Source organism: Teichococcus globiformis, from assembly GCF_042646265.1.
Lineage (GTDB): Bacteria > Pseudomonadota > Alphaproteobacteria > Acetobacterales > Acetobacteraceae > Pseudoroseomonas > Pseudoroseomonas globiformis.
This window is the reverse complement of sequence record NZ_JBHRTN010000007.1, coordinates 115,204-128,425: the sequence shown is the minus strand read 5'-3', so window position 1 is coordinate 128,425 and position 13,222 is coordinate 115,204. Positions and strand designations below refer to the sequence as shown.

The 13,222-nt window shown below is 66.7% G+C and carries 14 protein-coding genes; 5 read left to right on the top strand and 9 right to left on the bottom strand.

Annotated elements, in window-relative coordinates:
* Window positions 1-668: 668 nt before the first annotated feature.
* Window positions 669-911 (top strand): hypothetical protein, encoded by a 243-nt coding sequence (locus tag ACFOD4_RS05840; protein ID WP_379595000.1) that lies wholly within the window; start codon window positions 669-671, stop codon window positions 909-911.
* A gap of 144 nt (window positions 912-1,055) precedes the next feature.
* Here the strand turns inward: ACFOD4_RS05840 and ACFOD4_RS05835 are convergent, their stop codons facing one another.
* Window positions 1,056-1,265: a hypothetical protein gene (locus ACFOD4_RS05835; protein ID WP_379594999.1), complete on the bottom strand. Its 210-nt coding sequence runs from the start codon at window positions 1,263-1,265 to the stop codon at window positions 1,056-1,058.
* A 153-nt stretch (window positions 1,266-1,418) separates the two neighbouring features.
* Between ACFOD4_RS05835 and ACFOD4_RS05830 the strand changes: the two genes are divergently transcribed.
* From ACFOD4_RS05830 to ACFOD4_RS05820, 3 genes are all read left to right on the top strand, one after another.
* Window positions 1,419-2,834 (top strand): aspartate aminotransferase family protein, encoded by a 1,416-nt coding sequence (locus tag ACFOD4_RS05830; RefSeq protein WP_379594998.1) that lies wholly within the window; start codon window positions 1,419-1,421, stop codon window positions 2,832-2,834.
* A complete protein-coding gene (locus ACFOD4_RS05825; RefSeq protein ID WP_379594997.1) occupies window positions 2,831-4,096 on the top strand; it encodes an O-antigen ligase family protein in 1,266 nt (421 codons plus the stop codon). Before ACFOD4_RS05830 ends, ACFOD4_RS05825 begins: the two co-directional genes overlap by 4 nt.
* Window positions 4,097-4,212: 116 nt before the next feature.
* Window positions 4,213-5,271, top strand: coding sequence for a glycosyl hydrolase family 8 (locus tag ACFOD4_RS05820; protein ID WP_379594996.1), 1,059 nt, complete (start codon window positions 4,213-4,215; stop codon window positions 5,269-5,271).
* A gap of 5 nt (window positions 5,272-5,276) precedes the next feature.
* Here the strand turns inward: ACFOD4_RS05820 and ACFOD4_RS05815 are convergent, their stop codons facing one another.
* Complete coding sequence (locus ACFOD4_RS05815) at window positions 5,277-5,915, bottom strand: hypothetical protein (protein WP_379594995.1); 639 nt, start codon at window positions 5,913-5,915, stop codon at window positions 5,277-5,279.
* Between the two features lie 93 nt (window positions 5,916-6,008).
* On the opposite strand from ACFOD4_RS05815, the gene ACFOD4_RS05810 reads away from it, so the two are divergent.
* On the top strand, window positions 6,009-6,758 hold the full coding sequence (locus ACFOD4_RS05810) for an SDR family oxidoreductase (protein ID WP_379594994.1): 750 nt from the start codon (window positions 6,009-6,011) through the stop codon (window positions 6,756-6,758).
* A 40-nt stretch (window positions 6,759-6,798) separates the two neighbouring features.
* On the opposite strand, the gene ACFOD4_RS05805 is transcribed toward ACFOD4_RS05810, so the two are convergent.
* From ACFOD4_RS05805 to ACFOD4_RS05775, 7 genes are all read right to left on the bottom strand, one after another.
* The gene (locus ACFOD4_RS05805; RefSeq protein ID WP_379594993.1) at window positions 6,799-7,782 is read right to left on the bottom strand and encodes a Bug family tripartite tricarboxylate transporter substrate binding protein; all 984 of its coding nucleotides are present in this window, start codon (window positions 7,780-7,782) and stop codon (window positions 6,799-6,801) included.
* Between the two features lie 158 nt (window positions 7,783-7,940).
* A complete protein-coding gene (locus tag ACFOD4_RS05800) occupies window positions 7,941-8,645 on the bottom strand; it encodes a hypothetical protein (protein ID WP_379594992.1) in 705 nt (234 codons plus the stop codon).
* Between the two features lie 150 nt (window positions 8,646-8,795).
* Window positions 8,796-9,557 carry a cold-shock protein gene (locus ACFOD4_RS05795; protein ID WP_379594991.1) on the bottom strand — a complete coding sequence of 254 codons (762 nt, stop codon included), beginning with the start codon at window positions 9,555-9,557 and terminating at the stop codon, window positions 8,796-8,798.
* Between the two features lie 125 nt (window positions 9,558-9,682).
* The gene (locus ACFOD4_RS05790) at window positions 9,683-10,477 is read right to left on the bottom strand and encodes an FAD binding domain-containing protein (RefSeq protein ID WP_379594990.1); all 795 of its coding nucleotides are present in this window, start codon (window positions 10,475-10,477) and stop codon (window positions 9,683-9,685) included.
* 14 nt (window positions 10,478-10,491) lie between these two features.
* Window positions 10,492-10,995 carry a (2Fe-2S)-binding protein gene (locus tag ACFOD4_RS05785; protein WP_379594989.1) on the bottom strand — a complete coding sequence of 168 codons (504 nt, stop codon included), beginning with the start codon at window positions 10,993-10,995 and terminating at the stop codon, window positions 10,492-10,494.
* A gap of 183 nt (window positions 10,996-11,178) precedes the next feature.
* A complete protein-coding gene (locus ACFOD4_RS05780; protein ID WP_379594988.1) occupies window positions 11,179-12,231 on the bottom strand; it encodes an ABC transporter ATP-binding protein in 1,053 nt (350 codons plus the stop codon).
* A complete protein-coding gene (locus tag ACFOD4_RS05775) occupies window positions 12,228-13,220 on the bottom strand; it encodes an ABC transporter ATP-binding protein (RefSeq protein ID WP_379594987.1) in 993 nt (330 codons plus the stop codon). The genes ACFOD4_RS05780 and ACFOD4_RS05775 overlap by 4 nt, the downstream gene beginning before the upstream one ends.
* Between the last annotated feature and the right edge of the window lie 2 nt (window positions 13,221-13,222).

Sequence of the window (13,222 nt, the reverse complement as noted above, 5' to 3'; positions counted from 1 at the left end):
GCGCGTTCACCCTTCACGGCTTCTTCCGGCATCTCGTCGAAGCCACGGACAAGGAGGCACCGGAGCGCATCGGGTTCACCCGGCCAGGAGCTCACCCGCTCTACCCAGGGTATCTCGCGCTTACGGCCGCTACCCGCCGCCACCACGCAGCAAGTGGCGAGGTCCGCGCCCCTTCTGCCGGCCATGATCGGCCTGTTGCTGCGCTTCCTGCTCACGGCGGCGCTTCCCGGCGGGTCATCCAACCTCACCTTCTGGTCCGACCACCGCACTGGCGGGCTTGCTGGCCGGCCGGATGGGGACCTTTGCCGTTCTGGCGCTGCAGGCACTGGTGCATGGTTGGCGGACGCTGGGTCAGGCCGCGACCAGGCAGGCTCTGGCGGAACCGGGGATTTGGTATTGGTTGGTGGCTGATCCCGCTGCTGGCCGGATCGCTGCGCTCGAACCAGGAAGGCGCAGCCAGAACGGAAGCGAGCCTGGACCCTGCCGGCGCTCTTACGGCCTGGAACGTGGACGACGCAGGAAGACGGCGCCGCCCTCACCTTCTGCCCCGTAGCGTAGGAGCTTCTCGAACGTCCGGCCCGAACCCGGCCGATCAGCCTCGGTCAGCCCAACACCCTTGTGCATCCGGCGAAGATGTCGAGAGCTCTTACTCGGTTACCAGGAGCGCCTTGATCGTCACCGCTGGCTTCCGCGCCGAGTTCAGCAAGGGCACCGGCTCGACTGCTGTGCCGGATTGCCATGCGCTGCTTCTCGGCATGGCCTTGATCGAGATGGTCAGCGACGCAGCGCAGCGTGCTTTCGCCCCGGGGTTCGAGGGTCCTGCTGACCGTCGCACCCGCCTACATGCGGGCAGCTTCCTGCTCTGGGTCGAGGATAACGGCGCCGGCTTCGATGAGCCCGCCTCACTCTGAGCTGGTGGCTACAGAATGATGCGGATGCAATGCTGCGTCGGGCAGCCTGAGGGCAGAGTGGTGGTCCTGCGCCATCCCGTCGCCCGCTTCGGGTTGCACCTGCCGGGCTCCGTCACGGCGCAGCCCGGCCAAGTGTTCGCTTGATCAGGGCTTGCCGACCGGCGCCTTGCTCTTCTGGTCATCCCAACCGATCGAAGTTTCGGGGGCGGAGCTGGACGGGGGATCACTGGCGGGAAAAGTATCCTCCAGCTCTTCCTGCAGCTTGCCTTCGTCCCGCGTCTGCTCGTTCTCGGGTTTGGCGTTCTCGGAGGGCGGCGTCTTGCCGCCGGGCTGGCCGGTGCTGTGGTTGGTCATGCGTGTGGTCCTCCAATCTGGAGGCCGGCGGGCGGGCCGGCCATCGGTAACAGAACAGGGTGGTGCGGTGCGGGGTTGCATCGCGGGGCCGGTTGCGCCGGCGCGTGGCAGGCGTAGTGTGACGTTTCCCGGTTCAACGCAGGAACGCCGCAAATGACGCCTCCGCCCGCCAATCCCGCCCATGGTGCCAACTCACCTGCCGCGCGCGACATCGCCCATGTGCTGCACCCCTACACGGACCATAAGGCGCATCGCGAAAAGGGTCCGCTGGTGATCACCGGCGGGCGGGGCGTCTACGTCTCGGACGAGAACGGCAAGGAATACCTGGAGACGGTGGCTGGCCTCTGGTGTGCCGGACTGGGCTTTCAGAACGAGAGGCTGGTACAGGCGGCGGCGGAGCAGATGCGCAAGCTGCCATTCTACCACGCCTTCACCGGCCGTTCGCACATGCCGCTGATTGAGCTGTCCGAAATGCTGATCGAGCGTGCGCCGGTGCCGATGAGCAAGGCGTTCTTCGCCAATTCCGGATCCGAGGCGAACGACACCGCGCTGAAGATGATCTGGTACATGAACAACGCACTGGGCCGGCCGCAGAAGAAGAAGGTGATCTCGCGCATTGGCGGCTACCACGGTGTGACGGTGGCGGCGGCCAGCCTGACTGGCCTTCCGGCGAACCACAAGCTGTTCGACCTGCCGATCGCGGGCATCCTGCACACCTCGCGTCCGCACCACTACCACAACGCCCAGCCCGGTGAGTCCGAGGAGGAATTCGCCACCCGCCTTGCCGCCGAGCTGGAGGAGATGATCGTCCGCGAAGGTCCGGACACGGTGGCCGGCTTCTTCGCCGAGCCGGTGATGGGTGCGGGCGGCGTGATCGTGCCGCCGGCCACCTACTTCGAGAAGATCCAGGCGGTGCTGCGGAAGTATGACGTGCTGTTGGTCGCCGACGAGGTGATCTGCGGCTTCGGCCGCACTGGAAGCTATTGGGGCAGCCAGACCATGGGGATGCAGCCGGACATCCTGACCTGCGCCAAGGCCCTCTCCTCCTCCTACCTGCCGATCTCGGGCGTGCTGGTCAATGAGCGGGTCTACGAGGCGCTGTCGGAAGGCTCCAGCCAGATCGGCACCTGGGGCCACGGCTACACCTATTCCGGCCATCCGGTGGCCGCCGCAGTGGCGGTGGAAACACTGAAGATCTATGACGAGATGGATATTGTCAGCCATGCTGCGGCCTCGGGCGCGGTGATGCAGAAGAGGCTGCGCGAGGCGGTGGCGGACCACCCGCTGGTGGGCGAGGTACGCGGCATCGGCCTGATCGGTGCGGTGGAGCTGGTGGAAAACAAGGCTGAGCATCGCAATTTCGACCCTGCGAAGAAGGTTGCCGCCAAGCTGGTGGCACTGGGCGAGGAGCACGGGTTGATCCTGCGCGCCCTGCCGAATGACAGCATCGCCTTCTCGCCTCCGCAGATCATCACGCCGGACGAGGTGGAGATCATGGTGACCCGCTTCAGCAAGGCGCTGGACGCGCTGTCGGTGCAGCTGCGGCGTGAGGGACTGGCCGTCGTTTGAACCAGGCTGAATCGCGCGCCCGCCTTGAATGGGGCGCGCCTTCCGTTCCGCTGATGGCTGCGGCGCTTCTCGCGCCCGGCATCGCGGTGCTGCAATCCAAAGCCATGGCGCCGCTCGCGCTGTTCACCCTTGCGGCAATGCTGCTGCTGGGCTGGCGCGCTCGCGGCCGTTTTCCAATGCCTGGCGGAGCGGCGTGCTGGGCGGCTCTGCTTCTCGGCTCCTGGGGTGTGACCTCCTCACTCTGGGCGATTGAGCCTGGGAGGGCTGTCTCCAACGGTCTTTCCGTGGCCGGGCTGACCCTGCTGGCGGCAGCCGCCGCGCGGCTGGTCGGATCGGAACTCCCTGACACACGGCGAAGGCTGGGCCAAGCAGTGCTGTGGGGCCTGCTGATCGGCCTCGTCATGGCCGTGACGGACCATCTGAGCGGCTCCCAGATCCGGGCTGCCGTTCGCGGACTGGACCGCATTCCGCCGCAACTCACCTTTGGACTGAAGCCTGCGGCCTCGGTGATCGCGCTGATGCTGCCCCTTCTGGCCGGCATTGGGTGGCCGGGCCGGGGCCGAGCCGCAGCCATGCTGCTGGGACTGGTCCTGTTGATGATCGTGCCGGGGGATACGGCTCGCATCGCCGCCGTGGCCGGGCTCTCCACCGCAGCGCTGGTGGCGCTGGAGCAACGCCTGCGCCCGGCCGCCCTTCCCCGCCTGCCGATTTGGCTTGGTGGAGGGATGGCAGCGACCGTGCTTCTGGTGCCGCTGCTGCTCGGTCTGGCCATGGGAAGACTGGCACCGCTGGTGGACCGTCTTCCGCCTTCCGCCGTGCACCGGCTGGCGATCTGGGATTTCGGGCTGGAGCGCGCGGCGCAGCATCCATGGCTCGGCTGGGGAATGGAGGCATCACGTGCCCTGCCTGGCGGCGATGAACAGCCGGAGCCTGAAAGGCTGGCACGGCTTGGCGTTCGCAGCGAGGCCATGATGAGTTGGTTCCAGGCTCCCCACCTGGAGCTGATGCCCCTTCACCCGCATAATGGGCCGCTGCAGATCCGGATCGAGCTGGGATGGATCGGCGTGGCCTTGGCGGCGGTGATGTGGTTCCTGCTGGGAAAGGCGGCGGCAGGCGTCGCGTCGCCGGCCGCAGCTTCAGGTGCCCTCGCTTCGGCCTTCGTCAGCTTCCTGAGCAGCTTCGGCGCCTGGCAAAGCTGGTGGCTCTGCGCGGCCGCCTTGGCTCTCTGTTTGGCCGCCGGCCTGCGACCAGCATCCCGGTGAACGAAGTGTAACAACGGGCATCCGACCGCGTGTCTGCAACTTTAAGGTTCTTGTTCGTTATGCTAAGCACGCATCGATAGAATGCCGCGTCCTGCCGGCGCGGCGAAGGAGGACGGATGCTCCCGCCGCGACGCGCAACGTTGGCCGCCGCGCTGACGGCCCTCCTTCCGCTGCGCCCTGCCTCCGGGCAGCCGGTGGCCCGCCCGCCTCCCGCGCCCCGTTCTGAGTGGACCGGCTTCAAGCGCCTCTACATGACCGATGAAGGGCGGGTGGTGGACACCGCCAATGGCGGTTCTTCCCATTCCGAGGGGCAAGGCTGGGCTCTGCTGCTGGCCGAAGCGTTCAACGACGAAGCAGCCTTCAACCGCATTCTCGGCTGGTCACGGCGAGTGCTGCGCCGGCCCGGCGATTTTCTGCTGGCATGGGGCTGGCGGCCCAACCGGGCCCACCCTGTCGAAGACCTCAACAACGCCACGGACGGAGACGTGTTCATGGCGTGGGCGTTGGAACGCGGGGCGCGGCGCTGGGATCGACCCGAGTTGCTGGAACTGGCGCAAAGGATTGCCCGGGATCTTCACGCCGCCTGCGTGCGCACCGTGAATGGCCGCCATCTCCTGTTGCCCGCCGCCTTCGGCTTCGAACATCGGGACCATGTGGTGGTCAATCCGTCCTACTATGTCATGCCGGCTTTCGGCACCTTGTCCAGGCTTCAGCCTGAAGGGCGATGGGATGCCGTGCGGCGCGACGGCCTGGCCTTGCTGCGCGAGGCCCGCTTCGGGCGTTGGGGGCTACCTGCAGACTGGGTGCGCCTGCCGCGTGAAGGCAGCACACCGCCGGTGCCCGCGCCGGGGTGGCCGCCACGCTTCTCCTACGACGCGGTTCGCGTCCCACTTTACCTGGCCTGGGCAGGGCTGGAGGACGAGCCGGCGGCCAAAGCCGCCATCCGCTTCTGGGACCATGCGCCGCAGCATGTGCCGGCTTGGACCGATGTGTCTCAGGACAGTCTGGCGCCCTACTCCGCCAATAGCGGCTTCCAAGCCATCGCCAGCCTTCTACGCGATCGCGGCGTCACGCCGGAAAGGCTCCCGCGTGTGGCAGACGCGCCGCACTACTATGCCGCTGCCTTGACGCTTCTCGCATGCCTCGCCGCCGATGAACGGCCACCAGCAGGCTGATCCGCTCAGCCGCCACCGAGCAGGCCGGAAAGCAACGCCGGCGGCAGCGCAAGGGGCCGGTATCCTGCCGGGACGCTGAAGCGCCCGTCCGGCTGGGTGGCATAGGATACCGTCAAGGCCTCGATTCGGCCTTCCTGTCCCTTGTGCCTTCCCTCGGCCCGCAGAACCACCCCGTCGGTAGTCAGGCAAACCGTGCCCTCGCCATCCTTGCGGGTGACGCGCCAATCGGTGCATCGCTGCCCGGCGATCGTGGCCTCACCCTGGCGGATCAGCCTGGTGCCGGGCGGTACGCCGCCGAGGAACGGCGCCATGTCGCCCGCTGGCAGGTCCACCACCATGCCGGCGGCGTCCATCACCATCTGCGCACGGCCTTCCGGCAGGGCAACCAGGATCCAGCCAGGAAGACCAGGTGGCTCGGCGCGCACACGCTGGGTCGCGGCTTGCCAGGAAACCGGCACTTGGCGCGCAGGACGCTGACCGACCCGCACATCATAAGTCACGGCGACGTCGCGCACCGGCCGCAGGTTCTGCGGGCTGGCCTGGGCCTCCGCCGGGCCGGGCAACGCCACAGCGCAGACCGCCACCAGCGAAGCGCCCAGGCGAAACGCGGAACGGCGACCGCGAAGAACGGTGATGGGTTGCATGGCAGGCGATCCTTCTGCTGTCCGCTCGCTTGCGCTGTAACGCGGGCGGACGCACCCTGTCTGCATCCCGTTGCAAGAGAAGAGGAACCGTCCATGACCAAGATCGCCGTTGTCACCGGCGCCGGGAGCGGCGTCGGCCGCGCCGCCGCCCTGGCGCTGCTCGGGGCCGGGTGGAGCGTGGCCCTGGCCGGACGCCGCGAGGACGCGCTGCAAGGCACGGTCAGCGCCGCCGGCGACGTGGCCAGCCGCTGCCTGCCTGTTCCCACCGATGTGGGCGACCGCGCATCCGTCGCCGCCCTCTTTGCCGCGGTGGACAAGAAGTGGGGTCGTTGCGACATGCTGTTCAACAATGCCGGACGCGGCAGCCCGTCAGTGGATTTCGATGAGATCACACCGGAAGATTGGGACGGGGTGGTCGCCGCAAACCTGCACGGCGCCTTTCTGTGCGCCCAGCAGGCCTACGCGATGATGAAGCGGCAATCGCCACGCGGCGGGCGGATCATCAACAACGGTTCGATCAGCGCGCATGCCCCGCGGCCCGGATCGGCTCCCTATACGGCAACCAAGCACGCCATCACTGGCCTGACCAAGTCGATCAGCCTGGATGGCCGCAAATGGGACATCTGCTGCAGCCAGCTCGATATTGGCAATGCGGCCACCGAGATGACGGAGCGCATGACCAACGGCGTGCCGCAGGCCAACGGCACCATGATGGTGGAGCCGCGCATGGATGTGCGCCATGTCGGCGAGGCGGTGCTGCACATGGCGTCCATGCCGCTGGATGCCAATGTGCAGTTCATGACCGTGATGGCGACCAAGATGCCCTTCATCGGCCGCGGCTGAGAAAGGCCGGGCTGCTTCCACCTGGACGCAGCCCCGCCAGTCAGTCCACCTGAGCGCCGGAGCGCCGCACCACTTCGGCCCACCGCTCGATGTCCCGCAGTTGCACGGTACGGAACGCTTCGGGCGTAACGACGTCCGTCGGCGTGATGCCCTGGGTCTGGATCAGCCATTGCCGGAAGTCGGGCGCCGAGATGATCCGGTGGATCTCCTTGTTGACCCGTTCCAGGATCGATGCCGGCAAGTTGGCCGGCGCCAGGATGCCGTACCAAGTGGAACTGTCGAACCCGGGCAGGCCGCAAGCCTCGGCCACGGTCGGCACATCCGGCAGGGCCGCCAGGCGTTCCGCCGTGCTGACCGCGAGGCCCCTCACCTGGCCCTGCTGGATGTAGCCGATCGCCGGGCCGGACTGGTTGAAGAAGAAGTCCACATCGCCTGCCAGCAGCGCCGTCTGCGCGCTCGGCTGGCCGCGGAATGGCACATGCACAACATCCAGCTGCGCCACCTGCGCGAACTGCGCTGCGGCCAAATGGGTAGAGGCGCCATTGCCGGTGGAAGCATAGTTCAGCTTGCCAGGGCTCGCCTTTGCCGCTGCCACCAACGCGGCGCAACTGCTCAGGGCCGGCCGCTTCTCCGGGCTGACGGTGAGCACATTCGGCACGTCTCCCAGATGGATGACGGGTGTGAAATCCTTGACTACGTCGAAAGGCAGCTTGCGGTAGAGAGACGCGTTGATGGCGTGGGTCCCGGCTGTGCCGAACAGGAAGGTGTAGCCATCGGGCGCCGCCTTCGCGACCATGTCGCTACCGATGTTGCCGCCCGCCCCGGTGCGATTGTCCACCACAACAGTGACGCCCAGCGCCCGCGACAACGGCTCGGCGAGCTTGCGCGCATAGATGTCGACGCCCGACCCATTGGGAAACCCGCTCATCAGAGTGATGACGCGGCTGGGCCAAGCCTCCTGCGCTTGAGCGGGCAAGGAGAAGAGCAGCCCGGCCGCAGCCAAGCCAAGCAGAATGTGACGCATCGGGCGGTGATCCTGTCTCGTGAGCCTGAGCAGGCTATCAATCCCCACCGATGCCGCACAGCGGCCATGCACGGCAATAGGCCAATCCTGCGTCGCCTTTGCCGTGGAAGCAGGCACGTCGGCTCAGAGCTTGGGCAGCCTCCGGCGGCGTGGCAGCTTCAGCGCCAGAGGCCGGCATCCGGAGCGACAGGCTGGTGCTGCGCGCCCCAATCAGGCGACCAGCGATCACCTGTCCAGTCCGTGGGGGCGGATCCCTCATCCAATTGCACCGGTTCGTCGCGCAGACAGGCCGGGATCATCCCTGCAAGGCCGATAGCCTGGCCAGACAGGTTCTGGCGGATCTGCAGCGCCCGCAGCCGGGCGGCTTCCCGCGCCAGATCGGTGCCGGCGAGAGGACCCACCTCGCCCGCGAGCCGGTCCAAAACCGTCAACCGCTGCGTCAGGGCCTGAACAGCGTCCGCCCGCATCCGCTCCAACACCCTGGCGGCGAGAGATAGGCATGGAACGCACGAAGGCGTGCTGGCGGCAAGTGCCGTACCGGCCGCATCCAGGGCCTGCATGGCGTCCTCTCCGCCCGGTTGTTCCGGCAAGGTGACCGCGCAAAGTGCCCATGCAGCGCGCCAGAGACCGGTGGCTTCGGCCGTCGCGTGACGGTAACGCTCCGCTGGCGTGCCTTCCGGCCAGCCATCCCGCTCCTGCAGCCTTTCCCCTGCCTCGCGCAACATGCCCGCAGCCAGGCCGCAATCGCGGATGACGCCTCGCAGCACGCTGCATTTGTGGATCGAGGTCGCAACGTCACCGGACTGAAGCGAGGCATTGCGTGCGGCCCGTGACGCCGTGCAGGCGGCTGACTGAAGGTGCATCGGATTCTTCCTCTTGCCGGAGCAATCCGGCTGATGCCCGTACTTTGCGGCAGGGGAATGAACATGACGCTAAAAAAGCCAAGGCTCCGGCACTGATTCAGCACCGGAGCCCCAGATTGTTGGATCCAGGGCCTTTTCGGCCCCGGCAGGTTACTCGCCCTTCAGCACCACAGCCTGACGGCCGCGCTGGCCGTCGCGAACTTCCAGGCTCAGCTTCTCGCCTTGCTGCACATCCTGCTTGCCGGCACGCTGCAATACGGAAGAGTGCAGGAACACGTCCTGTCCGCCGTCATCGGGAGTCACGAAGCCGAAGCCGCGGACCTGGTCGAACCACTTCACCGTGCCGCCGACGGCATAGGTCGGGCCACCCTCGTCACGACGAGGCGGACGATCACCGAAGGAGCGGGGCGCGCCGAAACCACCGCCGCCGCCACCAAAGTCACGGCGCGGCGGACGGTCGCCAAAGCCGCCGCCACCGAAGCCGCCGCGGTCGCCGAAATCACGACGGGGCGGACGATCGCCGAAGCCACCGCCACCGAAGCCGCCGCGGTCGCCGAAGTCACGGCGGGGCGGACGGTCGCCGAAGTCGCGGCGGGGCGGACGGTCGCCGAAGCCACCGCCGCCAAAGTCACGCCGGGGCGGACGATCGCCGGCCGGGGCGCCCGGGCCGAGCTTGCGCTCATGAATACGGGTGACGAGGCGCCGACCCTGCCGGTCGGCACCGATTTCGCAGACCAGCTTGTCGCCGGTCTCGGGGGGCTCAATGCCCGCCTCGGTCAGGGCCGAGGCATGGAAGAACACGTCCTGGCCATCCGGGCCAAGCACGAACCCGAAACCCTTACGGCCGTTGTACCACTTGACCTCGGCCTCGATCGGCTCGTTGCCGCCCTGCGAGTCGTTATCCGGAAACACTGCGTCTTAAACCTGTATCATTCACACGGCCCGACGGGATGCAGGGCCGGCATACTTCATCCTCGCACCGCCGCGCCGTGATTGCTAGCCCAAACGGACAGCGCATGGCGGTGCAAACCGGGATTTCACCCCGCATCCTGAACGGCGCGCCGGGCCATGACGGAGACCAGATGCGCCCGATAAGCGGCGCTGCCATGGATGTCGCTGTTCAGATCATCCGGCGATTGCTGAACGCCCGCCAATGCATCGACGGACCAGTTCGCGGTCAGTGCCCCCTCCATCGCTGTCTGCCGGAAAGCGCAAGGCGCCGCCCCGTTCACACCGACGCCCACACCGTGCGGCCCTTTGGCAACAAAGACCCCCGTCATGGCGTAGCGGCTCGCCGGGTTGCGCAGCTTGGCATAACCGGCCTTCTCAGGGATGGGAAAGGAAATCCCGGTGACCAGTTCATCCGGCTCCAGCGCCGTGGTGAACATGCCCAGAAAGAACTGGTCTACCGGAACGGTGCGGCGATCCGTCTCGATCGTGGCTCGGAGGGCGATGGCCGCGGCCGGGTAATCGGCCGCCGGATCGTTGTTGGCGATGGAACCGCCGATGGTGCCGCGGTTTCGCACCTGGGTATCGCCAATGGTGACCGCCATGCGGGCCAGAGCCGGGATTGCCGCCAGGATCTGCGGATGTGTGGCCACCTCGTAATGCTTTACCAGACCGCCGATGACGATGGCGTCGCCTTCCCGCCGCACACCCTTCATCTCGGCAATGCCGGACAGGTCCACAAGGTAGCTGGGCTGGTTCAGGCGATGCTTCAGCGCCGGCAACAGGGTCATTCCGCCGGAAATCGCCTTGGCATCTGGATCGGCGGCCAACAGCTTCACGGCATCGGCGATGCTGGTTGGGCGGTGGAACTGGAATTCGTACATTTCGCGCCTCCCCCTTACTCAGCAGCCCGGGCCAGTTCAGCCCGTTTGCCGTTCATCACATCAGCCGCAGCTGCGATTGCCTTGACGATGTTGTGATAGCCGGTGCAGCGGCAGATGTTGCCCTCCAGCCCTTCGCGAATCTCCTGCTCGGTGAGACCCGAGGGATGCTTCCTGACGAGGTCGATGGCACTCATGACCATGCCCGGCGTGCAGAAGCCGCATTGCAAAGCGTGGTATTCACGGAATGCCTCCTGCATGGGATGAAGCGTGCCGTCGGGCGCTGCCAGCCCCTCGATCGTGGTGATCTCGGCACCTTCGGCCTGCACGGCCAGGATGGTGCAGGCCTTCACACTGTCGCCGCCCATATCCACAACACAGGCGCCGCACTGGCTGGTGTCGCAGCCGACATGCGTGCCGGTCAGCCGCAGTTTCTCCCGCAACAACTCGACCAGCAATGTTCGGTTCTCGACCTCAACCGTATGGGACGCGCCGTTCACTGTCAGACTGACTTGCGGCATGCCGTTTCTCCCCAATTCGCAGGAGGCGGCAACGACGCGGCCGCCCTTTCAGGCAGCGTTGTCCAGGCCGGCGCACCACGTCAAGCGGGGTCCGGCAGCATTCCTCTATCGCAAATGCGATGCGTTTGCAATTGAGAAGGTAAAGCAAGCCCGGGGCAGCGGCGCTACCCCGGGCCCGGCACTTCACGCCGCCGTGGGCATGCTCCGCGCCAGCGGATTCTTGGCCTCGGGCAGATCGTGCAGATGGCACGCCGCCCACTGGCCCGGTTCCGTCTGCTTCAACTCGGGCTCATCCGTTCTGCACCGGTCGAACGCATAGGGGCAGCGCGTGTGGAAGCGGCAGCCCGAAGGCGGATTGATCGGACTCGGAACGTCGCCCTTCAACACGATGCGCTGCCGTCCCGCTCCCGGAACTGGCACCGGCACCGCCGACAGCAGCGCCTCCGTGTAGGGGTGCTTCGGAGCACCGAAAAGCGGACGACGCGGTGCGATCTCGACAATCTTTCCGAGATACATCACCGCGACGCGGTGCGTCATGTGCTCCACGATGGCAAGGTCGTGGCTGATGAACAGCATCGCGAGGCCGAGCTGCTTTTGCAGATCCTGCAGCAGGTTGACGATCTGCGCCTTGACCGAGACGTCCAGCGCGGACACTGCCTCGTCGCAGATGATCAGATCGGGCTCCCCGGCCAGGGCACGGGCGATGCAGATGCGCTGCCGTTGCCCACCTGAGAATTCATGCGGCCAGCGATTCACCGCGTCGCGCGGCAATCGCACCAGATCCATCAATTCGGCCAGACGCCTGTCCAGATCGGCGGAGTTCTTCGCCAGGCCATAATTGCGGATCGGTTCGGCCAGCAGGTCCTTCACCCGCATTCGCGGATTGAGCGAGGAAAACGGGTCCTGGAACACCACTCCGACGCGTCGCCGGATCGGCCGGAGCTGCCCCTGCGACAGGTCGTCGATGCGCTTGCCGTCCAGCACCACCTGACCGGCCGTTGGCGCGAACAAACGCAGCAGCGCCTTGCCGACCGTGGACTTGCCGCAGCCAGACTCGCCCACCAGCGACAAAGTCTCGCCCTTCTCGATATGGAAGGACACGCCATCCACGGCATAAACGTAGCCGGTGGTGCTGCCGAAGAAGCCTGCCTTGATGGGAAAGTGCTTCTTGAGGTCGTTCACCGCGAGCAGCGGCTGGCTGCTCGGGGGCATCTTTGTGTTCAGGCTGGCGCTCATGCTGCGACGGCCTCCATCTCGGCGTAGTGACAGGCGGCGACGTGGCGCGGGGCCTTTTCTTCCAAGGCAGGCGGGATCTCGCGGCAAAGATCGGTCACCTTGGGGCACCGACTCGCGAAGACGCAGCCCTTGATCTTGGTCTTCAGGCTCGGCACCAGGCCGGGAATCTCGGCCAGCCGCTCCGTCTTGCCTTCCAGCGAGGAGCCGAGCTTCGGCACTGCGCCCAGCAAGCCCTGGGTGTAGGGGTGCTTCGGGGCCCGGAACAGCTCCGCGACCGGCGCTTCCTCCACCTTGCGGCCGGCATACATGACGATGACGCGCTCCGCGACTTCGGCCACCACACCAAGATCGTGGGTGATCAGCACGATGGCAGCGCCCACACGGTGCTTCAGGTCCCGCATCAAATCGAGGATCTGCGCCTGGATCGTCACGTCCAGCGCGGTGGTCGGCTCATCGGCGATCAGCAGCTTCGGGTTGCAGGCCAGAGCGATGGCGATCATCACGCGCTGCCGCATCCCGCCCGATAGCTGGTGCGGATATTCCTTCACGCGCTTTGCCGGCGCCGGGATGCCGACCAGCGTCAGCATCTCGACCGCCTTGGCTTCGGCCTCCTGCTTGGAGAGTCCCTGGTGCAACCGGAGCGCCTCGCCGATCTGCTTGCCGATGCTGAGCACCGGGTTCAGCGAGGTCATGGGCTCCTGGAAGATCATGCTGATCTCGTTGCCGCGGATCGCGCGCATTTCGCGGTCCGTGGCCTTCAGCAGGTTCTTTCCGTTGAAGCGGATCTCGCCGGCCAACTGGCCGGGCGGCTCGGGGATGAGGCGCAGGATCGACATGGAGGTGACGGATTTGCCGCAACCGGACTCGCCCACGATGGCGACGGTCTCCCCCGCCTCCACCGAGAAGGAGAGGCCATCGACGGCGCGGTTCACGCCGCCGTCGGGAGTCCGGAAATGCGTCTGCAGGTTGTCGACTTCGAGCAGTGCCAAGG